Raw genomic sequence first — 19,434 nt, forward strand, 5'->3', positions numbered from 1 at the left:
GCGCCAATGCGTGGATTGCGCGCGGTTGTGTTCGGTCGGCAGTGTGATTCGGCCGGGCTGCGCGTTTGTGGGGCGCTGCGCGCTGACGCCGCACGCCGTGACATCCCCGGCAGCGTGCGCGCGCAGGGGTCAACGTAGATCCAGGCTCCAGCAGCGGCTCCAAATGCACAACGCCCCGGCAGGGCCGGGGCGTTGTGGGTGACAGCGGTGGATCAGAACTCTTGCCAGTTACCGTCGGCCAGGGCGGCCTGTGGCGTGGCAGGTCGCGCGGACGTTGCCGCAGTGCGCGGGGCCGGCTTGGCGGCGGTCTTGACGCCAACCGGACGCGATGCCACCGGGCGCACGCGGGCCTGCGCGGCGACGGCGGCCGGTTCGTCCAGCTTGAACACCGACACCGCTTCGGCCAGGTGGCCGGCCTGCTCTTCCATCGAGCGGGCGGCGGCCGTGGCTTCTTCCACCAACGCGGCGTTCTGCTGGGTGGTCTCGTCCATCTGGGTGATGGTCTGGTTGACCTGCTCGATGCCGGCCGACTGCTCCTGCGAAGCGGCCGAAATCTCGCCCATGATGTCGGTCACGCGCTGCACGCTGGCCACGATGTCGGCCATGGTGGCACCGGCCTTGCGCACCAGTGCCGAGCCTTCGGCGACCTTGTGCACGGAATCGTCGATCAAGCCCTTGATCTCCTTGGCCGCACCGGCCGAGCGCTGTGCCAGCGTGCGCACTTCCGAGGCCACCACCGCAAAGCCGCGGCCCTGTTCGCCGGCACGCGCGGCTTCCACCGCGGCATTCAAGGCCAGGATGTTGGTCTGGAACGCAATGCCGTCGATGACGCTGATGATGTCGGCGATCTTCTTGGACGAGGCTTCGATGCCGGACATGGTAGTGACCACCTGCGACACCACCTCGCCGCCCTGCGAGGCCACACCGGTGGCGCCGATCGCCAGCTGATTGGCCTGGCGGGCGCTTTCGGCGTTCTGCCGGACGGTGGAGGTGAGCTCCTCCATCGAGGCGGCGGTTTCTTCCAGGTTGGCGGCCTGCTGTTCGGTGCGATGCGACAGGTCGGTGTTGCCGGAGGCGATCTCGCCGGCCGCCGCGTTGATGGCGGTGGACGAAGACTTGATGCGCCCGACGATGTCGGCCAGCTGTTCGGCGGTGGCATTGGCATCGTCACGCATCTGCGCGAACACGCCGCTGAACTGGCCGTGCATGCGCACGGTGAGGTCGCCACGCGACAACGCAGACAGCAGCGACGAAATCTGCTCGATGCTGGCGGCGTTGGCATCCAGCAAGCCGTTGAGCTGCTGCGCCAGCTGCAGGAAGAAGCCCTGCTTGCCGTCGGTTTCCACCCGGCCGCTCATGTCGCCGCTGGCGGCGGCACGCACGATGCGGGCGACTTCTTCTTCGACCTGGACTTCGATGGTGCGGTCGCGCCATTCGCAGACTTCGCCGGTATTCTCGCCGTGCTCGTTCTTGATGCCGGTGACGGTCTGCGCCAGCACCACTTCGCCGAAGCGTTCTTCGAAGCTGGTGACACCATCGCGTTCCAGCGCGGCAATGGCCTTGCGCACGGTCGCATCCGACAGGCCCAGGTAGCTGATGTGCTGGCCGATGACCTTGTTGGCATCGAATTCCGGCGAGGCCAGGCGGATGCTGCTCTCGTACTGCGCAACGATCTTCTTGAACGCGTCGTTGGCGTAGATCATGACGCGGTCGGGATCGGTGATGAAGGTGCCGGTGGACGACTTGTCCAGCGCGGTACGGATACGCAGGTTTTCGTCGGCGATGGTGCGGTCGCGTTCGATGCGCTCCTTCAGATCGCGCTGCATGCGCTGCATGGAACGCATCAGTTCGGCCACTTCATCCTGGCCCTGCACGTTGATCTGGCCGTCCAGCTTGCCGCCGGCGATCTCGGTGGCGGTGCTGACCGCACCACGCATGCTGCGCACGATGGCGCGGGCAAACAGGAACGCCAGGCCCAGGCCGCCGGCAATGCCGATCAGCAACACCAGCAGGGTCAGCGTGACCGAGGTGGCGTGGACCTTTTCGGCCTTGGTCTTGGCGGCCTGCGCCAGCAGGTTGTCTTCGGCGATCAACGCGGCCAGCGAATCCTTGGCCTTGTTGTGCAGGGTGCGGGTTTCGCCGACAAAGGTGTCGACCGCATCGTCGGGCAGGTTCAGTTCGACCATTTCGTCGACGCTGGCGTAGGAGGCGGCGGCCTTCTTCCAGTCCGCCACGAAGACGTCGAAGAGTTTTTTCTGTTGCGGGCTTTCGATCAGGCGCGGGTAGCCCTTGATCGTGGCTTCGATTTCGCCATTGAGGCGCTTGGCGCGGACCTTGGCTTCCTGCTTGACCGCGTCGCTGGCGCGCACGAGGTTCTGATAAGACGCATTCCGGTATTCGCCGAGCATGCCGCGCAGGTCGCCGGCTTCGCGCACGCTGGACATGGTGTTGCCGGCCAGGTCGCGGGTGACGTTGTTGAGCGATGCCAGGCCCGAGTAGGCGATGATTCCCTGCACCAGCATGATCAGCAGCACGATGCCGAATGCGAGCATCAGGCGCGGCATCAACTTCAGATTATTGATCCATTGCATTGACACGATTCCCCGTAGAAGTCAGTCCGCATAATCCACACAGCACATCGCCACGCGTGGGCGTGGCGATGTGCGAGGCGATTACTTGATGGTGGCGAGCTTCAGGCCGGCCGGGGAGCTGACTTCGATTTCGGCGCGCGAGCTGTCGCGCTGGATCTTGCCGAGGACGCAGACGTCCTTGCCTTCCAGGGATTCGGGGGCAAAGCTGAACTTGCCGCGGTTGGCGCCGTCGATGCGGGCCGAGAAGGTGTGGCGCGGGAACATGCCGCCCATGTACAGGAAGGTGGGCTCACCTTCCGAGCTCTGCGCGTACTTGGCCTTTTCGACCTTGCCGCACACCATGCCGTCCTTGCCGACGAAGCGGGTGGCCATCTCCGGCGGAATCATTTCCTGCGACTGAGCCGACAGCGTGGGAGCAACGATCACGAGAGCAGCGACGGGGAGGAGCGAGAGCAGGAACTTCATGTGGATTCTCCAGAATCGAAAGTCGAACAGTGACCCGTTTGTGAACGCGGGCTTCTATTCAGCTATCGGCTAGCTCCGGTTCAACTTGAATCCAAAAAACGTGAATCGCATCGCACTTTGATTCGGTCGTACGTCGCGTGTCGGGGAGCTCCTGACACCTGATGGTCGTACAGGCGGTCCAGAAACCGCTGCGGCCGTCTGATTGCGTGTGGGCTGCCGGTGTGCGACGTGCAAACGCACGTCGCAGTCACTGCCAGTCACACGCCATCTGACGACCGCGGGCACCGCTACTTCCGTCGCGTCGCTCGGACGCGTCGATCGGCAACGCCGATCAGGCGGCTTCTTCGGCCAGCTGCTGCTGACCCAGCTCGGTGCTGTCCAGCAGGGTTTCGATGTCCAGCAGGATCAGCATGCGATCGTCCTGGGTGCCGATACCGGAAATGAAGCGGGTGTCCACCGATGCGCCGAATTCGGGGGTCGGGCGGATCTGGTCGTCGTTGAGCGGGATGACGTCCGAGACGCTGTCGACCACGATGCCGACCACGCGGTCTTCGACGTTGAGCACGATCATCACGGTGAAGGCGTCGTAGCGCGCTTCTTTCAGGCGCAGCTTCAGGCGCAGGTCGATCACGGGCACGATGGTGCCGCGCAGGTTGATCACACCCTTGATGTAATCGGGCGCGTCCGGCAGGCGGGTGACCGAATCGTAGCCGCGGATTTCCTGCACTTTCAGGATGTCCACGCCGTAGTGTTCTTCGCCCAGGGCGAAGCTGAGGAATTCACCACCGGTGCCGGTGGCAGTGCTTTTGTCGTTCATGAAAACTCCGGGCGTTGCGGCTGAGTGTCAGGTTGCGGCACAGGGTTGGAAGAGGGTTGCCATAGCAACATCGGCGCCGCGCTCGGCAACTTTAGGTGCGTGCCGGGGACGGTACGGTCGGGTTCAGAACACGCCGCTCTTGCGCGCATTGCGCTGGCGGTCGACCCGGAAGATGTAGCGCTGGATGGTTTCATCGGCGCCGCGCGGCAGGTCGCTGTACTGCATGCCGACCCGGAAGCCTTCGCTGCCGTTGGGCAGGGTCTGCTTGTACTGGCTGCAGACCGTGAGCGGCAGCGCGATCGGCGCGGCATCGGGCAGTTGCAGGGTGCAGTTGCGGTAGGTGCGATGCGGTTCGAGCAGGGGCATGCCGGCAGTGAGCGAGACGGCCAGGCCGCCGCTGCTGATGTCGATCACACGTAGCTGCAGGTTGAGGTTGCCGCCCTGCGCGTCATCCTGGCGGATGATGCAGATGGGGGAGTCGGTGATCGGGGTCTCCAGCCGATACGACTCGCGGCGCTGCAGGTGGTACATCACTTCCGGCAGCTCGGCGCGGAAGGCGACGTGGATGTCGCGCTCCAGGCGTTCGGCCTTGTCCAGGCGGAAGCGGATGTTGACCCGTTCCAGCTGGGCGTAGCACAGCAGGTACTTGGCGCCTTCGATGGCGCGGTTGGAGGCATCGTTATGGCTGCCGTCCAGGATCACGCAGTCGTCGTCCTCATCGATTTCCAGCACGGCGGTGGGCACGGCCATGTCGCGGCCAGCCACGTGCATGGTCACCACGGCGCGTTGGTCCAACAGCTGGCGCAACAACCCACGGATCTGCCGCTTGTTGCGCAGCAGGTAACGCTCGTCACCTTCGGCGAGGTGATCGGCATCGTGGTCCAGCTCTGACTCTGAGGTATCGCCTTGGGACATGGGCACAAGCACAGTGGAAGCGGGATGAGGCCCGGAAGGTTGTCCCGGCGTCGCCTTGATATCGGCGGCAAAGCGAAATCTTTAAGCGCTGCTGACAAGATGCGTTCGCTGAACCACCAGCCAACCGTCTGGCGTGGTGTCCTCGCCGCTTGCGGGACCGTGTGGCGGCATGGATGCCGCCACCGAGCCTCCACGGACGGATTCACGGCGTGTCCCGCGAGCGGTGAGGGCGCCGCGCGCTCGACCAGACTTGAAGATCGCCAAGGGCTTGCGAGACGCGCATTTTAGGCGTCTCGACCTGGTCGCTCGCTACGGACGGATCAGGCGCAGAGCGGATCATCTGCGCCTTTACTGCAGGGCCCTTGCCCGCCCACCATCGCAGGACACGCCGCAAGTACATCCCTGTAGTCTCCGTGGCGGCATCCATGCCGCCAAGGGTCCTGCGACGGTGGGCGGGCAAGGACCAGTCGTGTTGGTCGGTGTGCAGAGCTATTAGCAGAGCAACCAGCAACCCTTGCGATGCGGTGTCTTCGCTCTTCAGTAAAACCACCAGCCAACTGTCTGGCGTGGTGTCCTCGCCGATTGCGGGACCGTGTGGCGGCATGGATGCCGCCACCGAGCCTCCACGGACGGATTCACGGCGTGTCCCGCGAGCGGTGAGGGCGCCGCGCCCCCGACCGGACTTGAAGACAGCCAAGCGATCGCTACACGCACGATGCAGATGTCGCTACATGATTGCCTGATCCCGGCAGCAAAGACGCAGAGCGGATCATCTGCGCCTTTGCTGCTGGATCCTGGCCCGCCCGCCCACCATCCCAGGACACGCTGCAAGTACGTCCTTGCAGCATGGCGCTCTGCACGCGTGCGTCGTTGTGGTGCCCTGAATCAGCTGTAGGCGTGACGTGCGTTGGCCAGTAGGGTGCTCAGGCGATCTTCCTGTTCGAGCCGGAACACAGCCACTGCGTCCACCAGCTGCGCGGCCTGGTCTTCCATTGCGCGTGCGGCTGCGGTTGCTTCTTCCACCAGGGCGGCGTTCTGCTGGGTGGTTTCGTCCATCTGGGTGACGGTCTGGTTGACCTGGGTGATGCCGGCGGCCTGCTCGCGCGAGGCGCTGGTGATTTCGCCCATGATGTCGGTGACGCGCTGCACCGAGCTCACCACTTGCTGCATGGTGCTGCCGGCTTCGGAGGCCAGTGCAGCGCCGTTACCGATGCGGGTTACCGAATCTTCGATCAGGTGCTTGATCTCCTTGGCGGCGCCGGCCGAGCGCTGGGCCAGCGTGCGTACTTCGCTGGCGACCACGGCAAAGCCACGGCCCTGTTCGCCGGCACGGGCGGCTTCCACGGCGGCGTTCAAGGCCAGGATGTTGGTCTGGAAGGCGATGCCGTCGATGACGCTGATGATCTCGGCGATCTTCTTGGACGAGGTGTCGATGTCGGCCATGGTGCTGACCACGCGGCCGACCACGTCGCCGCCCTTGGCCGCCACGCCGGCGGCATCCAGCACCAGGCGGTTGGCCTGGTCGGCATTGTCGGCGTTCTGCTTGACGGTGGCGGTGAGCTCTTCCATCGAGGCGGCGGTTTCTTCCAGCGCAGCAGCCTGCTGTTCGGTGCGGCGCGACAGGTCGCCGTTGCCGGTGGCGATTTCAGTGGCCGCGGAGTTGATCGCCAGCGACGAGTCCTTGATCCGGCGCACGATGCCGGCCAGCTGGTCGGCGGTGGCATTGGCGTCGTCGCGGATGGTGGCGAACACGCCTTGCAGGTCGCCGTCCATGCGCGCGGTCAGATCGCCTTGCGACAGCGAAGAGAGCAACGCGGAGACGCGCGACAAGCCGTCGGCGTTGTTGTCCAGCAGGGCGTTGAGTTGCTGGGCAAGCAACAGCAGGAAGCCCTGCTTTCCGTCGAGGCTGACACGCTCGCTCAGGTCGCCGGCGGCGGCGGCCTGCACGATGCGGGCCACTTCCTGTTCTACCTGGACTTCCTGGGTGCGGTCGGCCCACTCGACCACAAACCCCATGCGCTCGCCGGCGGCGCCAAGCACGGGGCTGACCACCAGACGCATGGTGCGGCCGCCGACATGGATCTGTGCCACGTGCGTGCTGGTGAGCTGGTCGAGCATGCGCGCCTGATGCTCGGGCTTGCGATGGAACTGGTCGATGCTGGCATTGATCAGGGCATCGGCGTCGAAGTTGGGCAAGTCGCGCCGCAGCTCGTCCTGCACGCTCTTGAGCATGCGCTGCAGCGGACGATTGACATAGATGATGCGGCGATCGGCATCGGCGATCATCACGTTGGTGCTGACATCGTCCAGCGCGGTACGCACGCGCAGCGCCTCGCTGGCGATCAGGTGGTCGCGTTCCAGGCGTGCGCGCAGGTCGTCGCGCATGGTGCGGGCGCTGAGCAGCAGGCGGCCGAGTTCATCGTGGCGGTCGATCTCGATGGGGTTGTCCAGGCGGCCAGCGGCAACGTCGCCGAGCACGCGTTCCACTGCCGCCAGCGGGCGGGTGACCATCTTGCGCGCGGCGATGAACACCACCGCGATGCACAAGGCCAGCACCACCAGCGAAAACAGCAGCATGCTGCCCAGCAGTTCGTTGAGCGGGCCGTCGATGGCGCTGCGCGGCTGGGTGCCGATCACCGCCCACTGCCACGGTGCATAACGCTGTGCGGTGACTTCGAAGGCCTGGCTGTTGCCCTTGGCATCGCGCAGTTGCAGGTTGGCGCTGGGCTGCTTGCCGTCCAGGACCGACTGCAGCGCGGCCTGCTGGTCGGCCGGCACCAGCGCCGACAAGGTCGCAGGCGTACCGGGCGGTGCGGCGATGATCTGGCCCTGGCGTTCGCCCGGTGCCATGTCGGCGATGACGAAATACCCGTCCTGGCCCAGCGTGGTCGCGCTGACCTGCGCCTTGAGTGCGGCCAGGCCCTGGGTGTAGTTGCGACCGACGAACAGCGCGCCGATCACTTCGCCGGCGTCGTTGCGCAGCGGTGCGTAGTGGGTCATGTACTGCTCGCCGAACAGCTGTGCCTGGCCAGTGAAGGGCTTGCCTTCGGACAGTGCGGCGTAGGCCTTGCCCTTGCGGTCGAGCAGGGTGCCGATCACGCGCTCGTTCTGCTTGTTGCGCAGCGAGGTGGTGATGCGCACGAAGTCGTCGCCGGTGCGCGCGAAGATGGTCGCAACGCCGCCGGTGGCCTGCGCAAAGCGGTCCACTGCCTCGAAGTTGAGATTCAGGACCTGCGTGCCGGCCTGCAGCGATGGCGTGTGCTGCTCGCCGATGGTGACGGTGCGGGAGGTCTCCAGCTGGCGTGCGCCACGCGGCAGCATGTCGTCGAACACGCTGCCCAGACGCTGGGTGCCTTCGGTCAGGGTGACGTCGTACATGCCTACCGACTGCTGCATCAGGCGCGTGCTCGAACGCAGCTCGGCCTTGACCTGCGCTTCGATGTCGCCGGCCGATTGCCGGTAGATGGTCATGGCCAGCAGGCCGAGCGAAATGGCAATGACCACGGTGAGGAGGGCAGAAAGCCGTGTGCCGACGGACAGCCGGTTGAAGAAATGCATGAGGAATCGACCTTGCCCGGGGGAGGGCGTTACGGATGCGTGAACCTGATAGCGGCCGCCTATGCTTGAAATTGATGTTTTATGCCGAAATCTGCATAAAACGGGGCAGTGCGTTAAGTTTCCAGTGTATGAAATCGCTTTCAGTGTCCTGAGCGATTCTGGCATTTGTTATGAATGCATGAATATTGGCGCGTCTGGCTCGGTCAGCGACCGAGTGTGGCAACCCAAAAAAAGGGCCGCTTCCCCTCGCCAGGGAAGCGGCCCGCAAGATTCGCAGTTGGCGAATCGAACGCTCTCGAATGCTGTGTGGTGCGGCGAACGGGTTGCGGAGCTGCTTAATGGCCGGCGGCCGCCACCCGATGCCGGCGAGTGGTGCTGTCGTACCGCGCGGTCAGGCCGGTTGACGCACCGTGCCGGGGGAGTGCGCGGCGCACGTCAGGCCGATCAATGGCTCAGAACTCCTGCCATTCGCCAATCGTGGTGGTGGCTGCAGCGCCGGCGCTGCTGCGGGTGGAGGTGGAAGCCAGCACCGGGCGCGGTATGCGACGCGGCACGGCACCTGCGTGGCCAACCGGCGCACTGCGAGCGGCAAGCGGCGGATGGCGCTCGATCTTGAACACCGCCACCGCTTCGGTCAGCTGCTGGGCCTGTTCTTCCATCGCGCGGGCAGCGGCGGTGGCTTCTTCCACCAGTGCAGCGTTTTGCTGGGTGGCCTCGTCCATCTGGGTGACGGTGAGGTTGACCTGCTCGATGCCGGCCGACTGTTCCTGCGATGCAGCGGAGATCTCGCTCATGATGTCGGTGACGCGCTGCACCGACGCCACGATCTCGGCCATGGTGCGGCCGGCCTGGTCCACCAGCTGCGAGCCATCGGCCACACGTTGCACGGAGTCGCCGATCAGGTCCTTGATCTCCTTGGCGGCCGCCGAAGAACGCTGCGCCAAGGTGCGCACTTCCGAGGCCACCACCGCAAAGCCGCGGCCCTGTTCGCCGGCGCGCGCCGCTTCCACCGCTGCGTTCAAGGCCAGGATATTGGTCTGGAAGGCGATGCCATCGATGACGGAGATGATGTCGGCGATCTTCTTCGACGAGGCCTGGATGCCGGCCATGGTGTCGACCACCTTGCCGACCACTTCGCCACCTTGCGAAGCGACACTGGCCGCGCCGATGGCCAGCTGATTGGCCTGCCGTGCGCCTTCGGCGTTCTGCTTGACGGTCGAGGTGAGCTCCTCCATGGACGCTGCGGTTTCTTCCAGGTTGGCGGCCTGTTGTTCGGTGCGCTGCGACAGGTCGTTGTTGCCGGCGGCAATTTCGCTGGCAGCGGCATTGATCGACACCGCCGAGGTCTGGATATGCCCGACGATGCCGGCCAACTGGGTGGCGGTGGCATTGGCATCGTCGCGCATCTGCGCGAAGACGCCCTTGAAGTCGCCGTCCATGCGTGCGGTGAGGTCGCCGGCGGCAATCGCCTGCAGCATGCCCGACAGCGATTGCAGGCTGCCGTCGGCGGTGGCCATCAGCTGGTTGAGGCTTTCGACCATGATGCGGAAGTCGTACTGGAACTGCGCCGCGTCGCCGCGCGCACTGAAATCGCCATCGGCTGCGGCCGTTGCCAGCTGTTTGATCTGCTGGTTCATCGCTGTCAGATTGGCTTTGACCTGCGCCATGGTGTCGGTGAGGGTGGCCTTTTCGCCCGGCAGCTGGTCCATGTCGTCGCTCAGGTCGCCGATGGCGTAGCGGCCCATGATCTGCGCAAGGCGTGTGGTGAGCTGGATGTGGCTGTCGACCAGGGTGTTGGTGTCGCCGGCCATGCGGCCGAAGTCGCCCGGGAACACGCCGGCGTCCATGCGGAAACTGATCTGGCCGGCATCGTGGCGCTTGGCCATGTCCAGCTGGGCGGTGATGAGGTTGCGCACCTGCGATTGCATGGCGTCCATGGCCTGCAGCAGGCGGCCGGTCTCGTCACTTGCATCGGTGTGCACGGCGTTGTCGAGCCGGCCGTTGGCGATCGCTTCGGCGGCGCGGGTCGCGCGGTTCAGTGGGCCAGTGAGGCTGCGGGTGATGATCCAGGCCAGCAGAACGCTGAGCAGGACCACACCCACGCCACCGCAGATCAACAGGCGGCGGCCACGCGCCATGGCGTCGTTGGCTTGTGCATAGGCTACCTGGCTGCTTTCGCGCTGTGCGTTGGAATACGTCCTGATTGCATCCTGCCAGCGCTGCGTGGCCGGCGCGGCGCGCTGGATGAGGATCGGCATGGCTTCGTCGACCTTGCCGGCGGTGCCCAGTTCGCGCACTTGCTGGTTGTGAGACAACGCCTGCTCGCGTGTCTTGTCCAGGACATCACGCAGTTGCTGGTCATGTGCATCGGCAGGGAAAGCGTAGAGTTTTTCGCGCAGCTCCTTGTAACGCACACGCTGGGCGTCGATCGTTTCACCGAACTCACGGCTCTGCTGGGCAGTGGTCGGCAGCACGATGTTGCGCAGATTCAACGAAATGGTGGCATTGGCGTCCAACATGTCGGTGGCGTACTGGATCATCGCCATGTTGCGGTTGACGATGGTGTCCAGCCGCTCGCGTGCCTGGCCGAGCGTGTACAGGCCAGCGGCAATCAATGCGCACGACAGCAGGATCAAGATGCCGAATGCCAGCGAGAGGCGTTTGCCGACGTTGAAGCGGTGCAAAAAAGAAGTCATGGAATGGCCTGATGAATGGATGGGCGAGCGGCAAGAGCTGAAAGCGTGCACCGCAGAGTTGCGGGCGATGGATGCCTTGCGTGTTCCAGTAACGGCCCGGGCGCTGCGCCGTTGATGTGTCTGCTTTTCCGGGGTAAATCCCTGGATCAGGCACGTGATGGCCGTGTGTAGACCGGGTAGGGAGTTGGTGTCCGGCTGTCGGGAGCGACCCCTGGAGCGCTGTCAGGAGGCAGCTTTTCAGGTGGAAACGACAACGCGAGTCCAGCTGGATGTGTAGAAGGATTTCACGCGGGTGTACCGGCCGCGTTGCCGCCGCAGAGACGGGCCGCGCTGTGGCAATGCGCGACGAGGCTGCACTGGGATCGGTCCAGGAGGTGTCGTCGTATCTCGGCGCGGCACAGCTCATCGACGTCGGGCGGACAGCGGTGCTCTGGGGTGCACGTGGTGCGCGGCTGCTCCAGACAAACCGAAGGCCGACCTGGGAGCGCCAGGCCGGCCGTCAGGGAGCAAGACGGGAGTCATTGCGCGGTAGCAATGGCTCAGAACTCGCGCCAGTCGTCGCTGCCTGTCGTGGCCAGAGCGGACGCGGGCGCTCGCGCGGTGCTGCGCAGACGCGGCGGGCAAGACGATGCTGCCGGTTTGATGGGTTGACGGGCGAGGACGCGCGCAGCGTGGTTGCCGTTGTGCACCTTGAACACGGCCACCGCTTCGGTGAGCTGCTGTGCCTGCTCTTCCATTGCGCGGGCGGCGGCTGTGGCTTCTTCCACCAAAGCGGCGTTCTGCTGGGTGGTTTCGTCCATCTGGGTCACGGTCTGGTTGACCTGCTCGATCCCGGCGTACTGCTCCTGCGAGGCTGAGGAAATTTCGCCCATGATGTTGGTGACGCGCTGCACGCTGGCGACGATGTCGGCCATGGTGGTGCCGGCCTGGTCGACCAGCGTGGCGCCTTGCGCGACCTTGTCCACCGAGTCGTCGATCAGGTGCTTGATCTCCTTTGCCGCACTGGCCGAGCGCTGGGCGAGGGTGCGCACCTCGGAGGCGACCACCGCAAAGCCGCGGCCCTGCTCACCGGCACGTGCCGCTTCCACTGCGGCATTCAGTGCCAGGATATTGGTCTGGAAGGCGATGCCGTCGATCACGCTGATGATCTCGGCGATCTTCTTGGACGAGGCCTGGATATCGGACATGGTGGTGACCACGTTGGCCACCACGTCGCCGCCTTGCGAGGCGACCGCAGCGGCGCCGATGGCGAGCTGGTTGGCCTGGCTGGCGTGTTCGGCATTCTGCTTGACGGTGGAGGTGAGCTCTTCCATCGAGGCAGCGGTTTCTTCCAGGTTGGCCGCCTGTTGCTCGGTGCGTTGCGACAGGTCCTGGTTGCCGGTGGCGATTTCGCCGGAGGCCAGGCCGATCGCACCGGCTGCTTCCTGGATGCGGCCGACGATGTTGGCCAGCTGTTCGGCGGTGGCATTGGCGTCGTCGCGCATCTGCGCGAACACACCCTGATACTGGCCGCTCATGCGTGCGGTCAGGTCGCCGGCGGCGATCGATTGCAACAGGCCCGAGAGCGACTGCAGGTTGCCGTCGGCGGTAGCCATCAGGTGGTTGAGGCTTTCCACCATGAGGCGGAAGTCGTACTGGAACTGCTCGGCATTGCCGCGTGCACTGAAGTCGCCATTGGCCGCCGCCTGGGCCAGGTGCTTGATCTCATGATTCATCGTGGACAGGTTGTGCTTGACCTGATTCATCGCGGTGGTGATCGCGGCCTTTTCGCCGGGCAATTGCGGCATGTCTTCGCTCAGATCGCCGATGGCATAGCGTTCCACCAGGTGAATGGTCTGCATCTTGACCTTGATGTGCGCGGCGACCAGCTCGTTGGTGTCGTTGGCCATGCGCCCGAAGTCGCCCGGGAACGCGCCGGCATCCATGCGGAAGCTGATCTGGCCTTCGTCGTGGCGCTTGGCCATGTCCAGCTGCGCGGTGATCAGGTTGCGCACCTGGTCCTGCATCTTGTCCATGGCCTGCAACAGGCGGCCGGTTTCATCGTTGGCCTGGGTGCGCACATCGTTATCGAGGCTACCGTTGGCAATGGCCTCGGCGGCGCGCGTGGCCTGGGTCAGCGGACGCACCAGGCTGCGGGTGATCGCCCAGCCCAGCAGGCCGCTGATCAACACCACCGCCAGGCCGCCGCCGATCAGCATCGCACGGCCGCGTGCCATGGCCGTGGTGGCGGCTTCATAGGCTTCGGTAGCGCGACGGCGCTGCAACGCCGAGTAGCCGGCCAGTGCGTCCTGCCACTGCTCGGTGGCCGGCGCAGCTTTCTGCAGCAGCAGTGCCAGTGCTTCGTCCGGCTTGCCGCTCAAGCCCAGCGCCGCGACCTGCGCATTGAGCTTGTTGGCCGACTCGCTGGCCTGGTCGATCTTCTGTCGCAGGGCGGTGGCCTCCGGCGATGCAGAAAACAGGTACAGCGTGCTGCGGCTGTCTTCATAGGCAGCGAGCTTGTCCTTGATGATGCCGGCAAAGCGCAGGTTGTCCGCCTCGGAGGTGGGCAACACGATGTTGCGCAGTTGCACGGCAACCGCCGAGCTGGCGTTGGTCATGTCCTGCAGGTGCTGCATGATCGTGATGTTGCGGTTGACCACGGTGTCGATGCGCTCGCGTGCTTGCGCCACCGTGTACAGCCCGGTGGCGACCAGGCCGCAGGACAGCAGGATCAGCGTGCCGAAGGCGAAGGTGAGGCGCTTGCCGACGTTGTACCGTTGTAGAAGAGCGATCATGTTGGAATCTCGAGGCAATGGGCGGGAAGGGGGAATGCACATCGGCCAAGTCGCGTAGATCACTACGTCGAGCCGGGCCATGGCAGGCAGGCATCCAGCCCTCCATCGGTGCCGGTGAGAGGTGTCACGCGGCAATCGGTTGCGGGGCAGGTCTGCATGCTTGTGGTCGGTAACGGCGACTGCCGCGGCGCCTGAACTCGCTTGCGCGGCCGTGTACGGGCAGCCGTCACCGAGGTGATGCGGGCGTGCACACGAGGGTTGGAAAGCTCGCTATCTGGATGATTGCCAGGCGTTGCGCGCGCGGCCAATTCACCGCTCGATCACGCCTTGGGCGTGATGGCTGTGTGCAGGCGGGCGTGTTGCCGGGTGGATGCACCGGCGAGGCGAGAGTGAAGCGGGGGCGGGGCGACGCGCCGGAGTCACCGGTGGGGTATGCGGCGCGCTGGCGCAATTGCTGAAGGGCGCAGCATCGGGGCCATCGCGGTGCGCGATGGCGGACGCAGGCGCGCTGCCTGCGTGCCGACCAACATCAAGTCCACGGCAGCCGGTGCCATGGTCAGGCGGCGGTGTCGTCGGTCAATGCGTGGGTAGCAGGGGCCGGGCCATCGACGGATGCCGTGGCCCGCGCCCGGCCGTTTTCAGGCCGCCTGCCCCAGGCGCGCCGGTGCGGCCGCCTGCAGCTGGAACACCGAGACCGCATCACGCAGTTGCTGCGCCTGTTCTTCCATCGAGCGTGCCGCGGCGGTGGCTTCTTCCACCAGCGCTGCGTTCTGTTGGGTGGCCTGGTCCATCTGCGCGATGGTCTGGCCAACCTGTTCGATGCCTTGCGACTGCTGCTGCGAGGCCTCGCTGATCTCCTGCATGATCGTGGTGACGTTGCGCACCGAGTCGACGATGTCCTGCATGGTGCGGCCGGCCTGGCCGACCAGCTGATTGCCGTGGTCCACCCGGCTGACCGAGTCGTCGATCAGCTGCTTGATTTCCTTCGCTGCACCGGCAGAACGCTGGGCGAGGGTGCGCACTTCCGAGGCCACCACGGCGAAGCCGCGCCCCTGTTCACCGGCACGCGCCGCTTCCACGGCGGCATTCAGCGCCAGGATGTTGGTCTGGAACGCGATGCCGTCGATGACGCCGATGATGTCGGCAATCTTCTTGGAAGCCGCCTGGATGCCGGCCATGGTGCCGACCACCTGGCCAACCACCTCGCCCCCCTGCGATGCCACCGAGGCGGCGCCGACCACCAGCTGATTGGCGCGGCGGGCATGCTCGGCGTTGTTGCGCACGGTGGAGGTGAGCTCCTCCATCGAGGCGGCGGTTTCTTCCAGGTTGGCGGCCTGTTGCTCGGTACGCTGCGAAAGATCCTGATTGCCCGACGCGATCTCGCTGGCGGCCTCGTTGATGGCGTCGGTGGAGCGCTGGATGCGCCCGACGATATCGGCCAGCTGGGTCACCGTGGCATTGGCATCGTCGCGCATGCGTGCGAACACGCCATGGAAATCGCCGTGCATGCGGGTGGTGAGGTCGCCGGCGGCAATCGCCTGCAGCACTGTGGAAAGCGACTGCAGATTGGCATCGGCCGTGGCCATCAGCTGATTGAGGCTGTCGACCATGGCGCGGAAATCGTACTGGAAGCGCTGCGCGTCGCCGCGCACGCTGAAATCGCCGTTGGCGGCGGCCTGCGCCAGCAGCCTGATCTCGCTGTTCATTGCCCACAGATTGCGCTTGACCGTGTCCATGGTGTCGGTGAGCACGGCCTTTTCGCCGGGCAGGCGGTCCATGTCCTGACTCAGGTCGCCGATGGCGTAGCGCGACATGATCTGCGCCAGCTGCAACGTCACCGCGACATGCGAGCCGACCAGCGCATTGGTGTCGTGCACCATGGTGGCGTAGGCGCCGGGGAAGCTGTCGGCCTGCATGCGGTAGCTGATCTGGCCGGCGTCATGGCGCTGCGCCATCTCGCTCTGTGCCGCCAGCACGCGCTGCAGCTGCTCCTGCATCCTGCGCATGTTGTCGAGCAGCTGGCCGGTCTCGTCGTGGCTGGGCGCCACGATGCGCTCGTCCAGGTCGCCGCGCGCGATGTTGGCCGCCACTGCCGCGGCGCGGCGCACGTTGCGGGTGAGCCGGGACAGGGTGTACCAGCACAGCGTGGCGATCAGCAGCGCGAGCAGCGACAGCCCGGCGATGGCCTGCCACATGGCATTGCGTGCATCCGCCAGGTGCCGCTGGGACTGCCGCTGCAACGCCTGCAGCGAGGTGCTGCTGAGGTCCTGCATGGCCTGGCCAAGTGCATCCAGCGCAGCATTCCATTGCGTGTCGGCCTGGGTGTCGCTGCCGTCCAGCGCGGTGGCCAGCGCCGCCAGTGCTGCAGTGGCGCGCGTGGCTTCGGTGCGGGCCGCATCGGCCAGGGCGGGGTCGGGCTGTTCCAGCAGGCCCATTGCCTTGTCCAGCTCATGGCGGAAGCGCACGTGGTGCCGCTGCAGCTGGTTGAGCTGCTCGCGCAGCATGGCGCGGCTGTCGCCGGCCTGCGATGGATCGCTGGCCGCATCCAGGCGGGTCAGCGATTCGGTGGCATCGGGGCTGTAGATCAGCGTGGCCACCACCAGGTGGTAGCTTTCGATATACGGGGTGTAGACCAGCTGGCTGTCGTCGCGCAAGGCGTCGAGCGCAGCGAAGGCCTGTTCGCTCACGCCGGCATAGGCATTGGCGTCGGCACCGGCGAGATGGCGTTGTTGCAGCGCCAGCAGTTGTTTCTGGCTGCGTTCGAAGCCGGGCATTGCCGCCGTGGTCACAAGCAGTTGCTGCAGGTCGCGTTCGGCCCGGCTGGATGCCGCGCTGGCGGCGCTGCCGCTGTCGACATGGGCCGCATGCAGGTCGGTGATCAGGCCCAGCATCTGTCCGAGCGGGCCATAACTGCGTAATTCGTTGCTGCTGATGGTGACGCTTTCATTGAGCTTGCCGCTGTACAGCAGCACCGGAATGATCAGCCCCACCAGCGCCAGCACACCGATCGCGCCGAGTTTTCTGGCGATGGCCAGATCATCCCAGCGGCTGGTCCAGCGGCGCGGGGAAGGGGGATGGGGCTGCGGCAACTGCGCGGGCGAAGTGGTCATCGATGCGTCTCATGGGCGTACGCAGGCTATCGGCAGATACCAGTTATGCCTTGAGCCGGCCGGCATCGCTGCCGACCGGAACCGTTCAGCCAGTCCTGCTCGCTTGCTCAGAACTCCTGCCAGCTGGTGTCGTTGCTGGACGCGGTGACCACCACGCGCGGCTTGGAGGCAGCAGTGCGCCCGGCCGCGGCAACCTGCGCCTTGAGCACGGCACTCACCGCCGGCCGCGCCGGGACCGCACGCACCGGCGACGGCGGCGCCAATGCATGGCCGGTGTCGGTCTTGAACACCGCCACGGCCTCGGTCAGCCCGACCGCCTGTTCTTCCAGTGCACGCGCCGCGGCGGTGGCTTCTTCCACCAGGGCGGCGTTCTGCTGGGTGGTTTCGTCCATCTGGGTGACGGTCTGGTTGACCTGTTCGATGCCCGAGGACTGCTCCTGCGAGGCGGCGGAAATCTCGCCCATGATGTCGGTGACGCGCTGCACGCTGGAGACGATCTCGCCCATGGTCTTGCCGGCGTCGTGCACCAGCACCGAGCCGTCGGCCACGCGCTGCACCGAGTCGTCGATGAGGTCCTTGATCTCCTTGGCCGCGCCCGAGGAGCGTTGCGCCAGGGTGCGCACTTCCGAGGCCACCACCGCAAAGCCGCGGCCCTGTTCGCCGGCGCGTGCGGCTTCCACCGCTGCGTTCAAGGCCAGGATGTTGGTCTGGAACGCGATGCCGTCGATGACCGAGATGATGTCCGCGATCTTCCTGGAGGAGGCTTCGATGCCGCTCATGGTCTCGACCACCTTGCTGACGATCTCGCCACCCTGCGAGGCCACGCCGGCGGCACCAATCGCCAGCTGGTTGGCCTGGCGTGCGCTTTCGGCATTCTGTTTGACGGTGGAGGTGAGCTCTTCCATCGAGGCGGCGGTTTCTTCCAGATTGGCGGCCTGTTGCTCGGTGCGCTGGGACAGGTCCTGGTTGCCGGCGGCGATTTCGCTGGCGGCACCCTTGATCGAGATGGCCGACGCCTTGATGCCGGTGACGATCTCGGCCAGCTGCACGGCGGTGGCATTGGCATCGTCGCGCATCTGCGCAAACACCCCGTGGAAGTCGCCGCTCATGCGCGCGGTCAGGTCGCCTGCGGCAATGGACTGCAACAGACCGGATAGCGACTGCAGGTTGCCGTCGGCGGTGGACATCAAGGTGTTGAGGCTTTCCACCATGACCCGGAAATCGTACTGGAAGCGCTCGGCGTCGCCGCGTGCGCTGAAGTCGCCATTGGCCGCGGCCTGCGCCAGGTGCTTGATCTGGGTGTTCATCGCGCCCAGGTTGAGCTTGACCTGCTCCATGGTCTCGGTGAGCACGGCCTTCTCGCCGGGCAGCTTGTCCATGTCTTCGCTGAGGTCGCCAATGGCATAGCGGCCCATGATCTGCGCCAGCTTCATCTTCACCGCGATATGCGAGGCCACCAGGTTGTTGGTGTCGCTGGCCATGCGGCCGTATTCCCCCGGGAACGCATCGGCATCGATGCGGAAGCTGATCTGGCCTTCGTCGTGGCGGCGGGCCATGTCGGTCTGCGCAGCCAGCAGGTTGCGCAGCTGCTGCTGCATCTTGTGCATGGCCTTGAGCAGGCGGCCGGTTTCATCGTTGAACTTCGTATCGACGTCGTTGTCCAGCTTGCCGCCGGCAATCGATTCGGCTGCGCGGGTGGCGCGGCTCAACGGTGCGGTGAGGCTGCGGGTGATCAACAGGCCCAGGGTGCCGCTCAGCAGCACCACCAGCAGCGTGCCGCCGATCAGCAGCTTGCGCGAGTCGTCCATCGACTTCAGCGCAACAACCGATGCGTCGGCAGCCATCTTGTCCTGCAGTGCGATGTTCTCGGCGATCTTGTCCTGCCAGCCCTGCATGGCCGGCGCGGCCTTGGTGAGCAGCAAGGGCAGGGCTTCGTCGCTATGGCCGGTCATCACCAGGTCCATCACCTTGTCGTTCAACACCTTGACCTCGGCACGGCGCGCGTCGATCTCGGCGCGCAACACCTTGCCCTGGTCCGAGGGCGGCATGGCATACAGCGCTTCGCGCGCCTTGTTGTAATCGGCACGTGCCGACTGGATGATGGCGATGAACTGGCGATTCTCTTCATCGGTGGTGGGCAGCACCACATTGCGCAGCTGCATGCCGATAATGAAATTGGCGTTGATCATGTCGTTGGACAGCCGGATCTTCACCATGTTCTGGTGCACGATGTCGTCGACCAGGGCGCGTGCCGATGACAGGCCGCGATAACCGATGAAGGCAATCAGGCCGGACAGCACGATCAGCACGGCAAATGCCGCCGCCAGGCGCGGGCCTACGTTGTACCGCTGGAGTAATGCAGTCATGACAAAGTCCTGGAAGGCTCGAGATGGTAGGAGCGACCCAGTGACGCCACAGCCTGCTGCGTGACATGTCGCTAAGACGAATAACGGCGGCATTGTGCAAAGACTTTATACCTGGGTAATGGAAAATGTATAAATCAGGTCG

General features: G+C 65.3%; 9 protein-coding genes. All 9 read right to left on the bottom strand.

Going from position 1 to position 19,434, the window contains the following annotated elements; translation table 11 throughout:
* Positions 1–212: 212 nt before the first annotated feature.
* The 9 genes from RZV17_RS09530 to RZV17_RS09570 all read right to left on the bottom strand — a co-directional run bounded on the left by RZV17_RS09530 (position 213) and on the right by RZV17_RS09570 (position 19,292).
* Positions 213–2,591, bottom strand: coding sequence for a methyl-accepting chemotaxis protein (locus RZV17_RS09530; RefSeq protein WP_166745179.1), 2,379 nt, complete (start codon positions 2,589–2,591; stop codon positions 213–215).
* An 81-nt stretch (positions 2,592–2,672) separates the two neighbouring features.
* Positions 2,673–3,056 (bottom strand): hypothetical protein, encoded by a 384-nt coding sequence (locus RZV17_RS09535; RefSeq protein WP_039408161.1) that lies wholly within the window; start codon positions 3,054–3,056, stop codon positions 2,673–2,675.
* 331 nt (positions 3,057–3,387) lie between these two features.
* Positions 3,388–3,873: a chemotaxis protein CheW gene (locus RZV17_RS09540; protein WP_005993869.1), complete on the bottom strand. Its 486-nt coding sequence runs from the start codon at positions 3,871–3,873 to the stop codon at positions 3,388–3,390.
* 123 nt (positions 3,874–3,996) lie between these two features.
* A complete protein-coding gene (locus RZV17_RS09545) occupies positions 3,997–4,788 on the bottom strand; it encodes a flagellar brake protein (RefSeq protein WP_047696210.1) in 792 nt (263 codons plus the stop codon).
* A gap of 885 nt (positions 4,789–5,673) precedes the next feature.
* Positions 5,674–8,346: a Cache 3/Cache 2 fusion domain-containing protein gene (locus RZV17_RS09550; RefSeq protein WP_166748521.1), complete on the bottom strand. Its 2,673-nt coding sequence runs from the start codon at positions 8,344–8,346 to the stop codon at positions 5,674–5,676.
* Positions 8,347–8,798: 452 nt separating this feature from the next.
* Complete coding sequence (locus RZV17_RS09555) at positions 8,799–11,042, bottom strand: methyl-accepting chemotaxis protein (protein ID WP_104581452.1); 2,244 nt, start codon at positions 11,040–11,042, stop codon at positions 8,799–8,801.
* A gap of 539 nt (positions 11,043–11,581) precedes the next feature.
* Positions 11,582–13,816, bottom strand: coding sequence for a methyl-accepting chemotaxis protein (locus RZV17_RS09560; RefSeq protein WP_355608892.1), 2,235 nt, complete (start codon positions 13,814–13,816; stop codon positions 11,582–11,584).
* A gap of 638 nt (positions 13,817–14,454) precedes the next feature.
* Positions 14,455–16,926 (bottom strand): methyl-accepting chemotaxis protein, encoded by a 2,472-nt coding sequence (locus tag RZV17_RS09565; RefSeq protein WP_355608895.1) that lies wholly within the window; start codon positions 16,924–16,926, stop codon positions 14,455–14,457.
* A gap of 107 nt (positions 16,927–17,033) precedes the next feature.
* The gene (locus RZV17_RS09570) at positions 17,034–19,292 is read right to left on the bottom strand and encodes a methyl-accepting chemotaxis protein (protein WP_355608898.1); all 2,259 of its coding nucleotides are present in this window, start codon (positions 19,290–19,292) and stop codon (positions 17,034–17,036) included.
* Positions 19,293–19,434 lie beyond the last annotated feature (142 nt).

It is taken from the genome of Xanthomonas cannabis (genome assembly GCF_040616535.1).
GTDB lineage: Bacteria > Pseudomonadota > Gammaproteobacteria > Xanthomonadales > Xanthomonadaceae > Xanthomonas > Xanthomonas cannabis.

Bases quoted from the DNA above. Each gene is read 5' to 3' on its own strand.
- RZV17_RS09550 (WP_166748521.1), bottom strand. From the start codon at position 8,346: ATGCATTTCTTCAACCGGCTGTCCGTCGGCACACGGCTTTCTGCCCTC.
- RZV17_RS09555 (WP_104581452.1), bottom strand. From the start codon at position 11,042: ATGACTTCTTTTTTGCACCGCTTCAACGTCGGCAAACGCCTCTCGCTG.
- RZV17_RS09570 (WP_355608898.1), bottom strand. From the start codon at position 19,292: ATGACTGCATTACTCCAGCGGTACAACGTAGGCCCGCGCCTGGCGGCG.
- RZV17_RS09560 (WP_355608892.1), bottom strand. From the start codon at position 13,816: ATGATCGCTCTTCTACAACGGTACAACGTCGGCAAGCGCCTCACCTTC.
- RZV17_RS09540 (WP_005993869.1), bottom strand. From the start codon at position 3,873: ATGAACGACAAAAGCACTGCCACCGGCACCGGTGGTGAATTCCTCAGC.
- RZV17_RS09565 (WP_355608895.1), bottom strand. From the start codon at position 16,926: ATGACCACTTCGCCCGCGCAGTTGCCGCAGCCCCATCCCCCTTCCCCG.
- RZV17_RS09530 (WP_166745179.1), bottom strand. From the start codon at position 2,591: ATGCAATGGATCAATAATCTGAAGTTGATGCCGCGCCTGATGCTCGCA.
- RZV17_RS09535 (WP_039408161.1), bottom strand. From the start codon at position 3,056: ATGAAGTTCCTGCTCTCGCTCCTCCCCGTCGCTGCTCTCGTGATCGTT.
- RZV17_RS09545 (WP_047696210.1), bottom strand. From the start codon at position 4,788: ATGTCCCAAGGCGATACCTCAGAGTCAGAGCTGGACCACGATGCCGAT.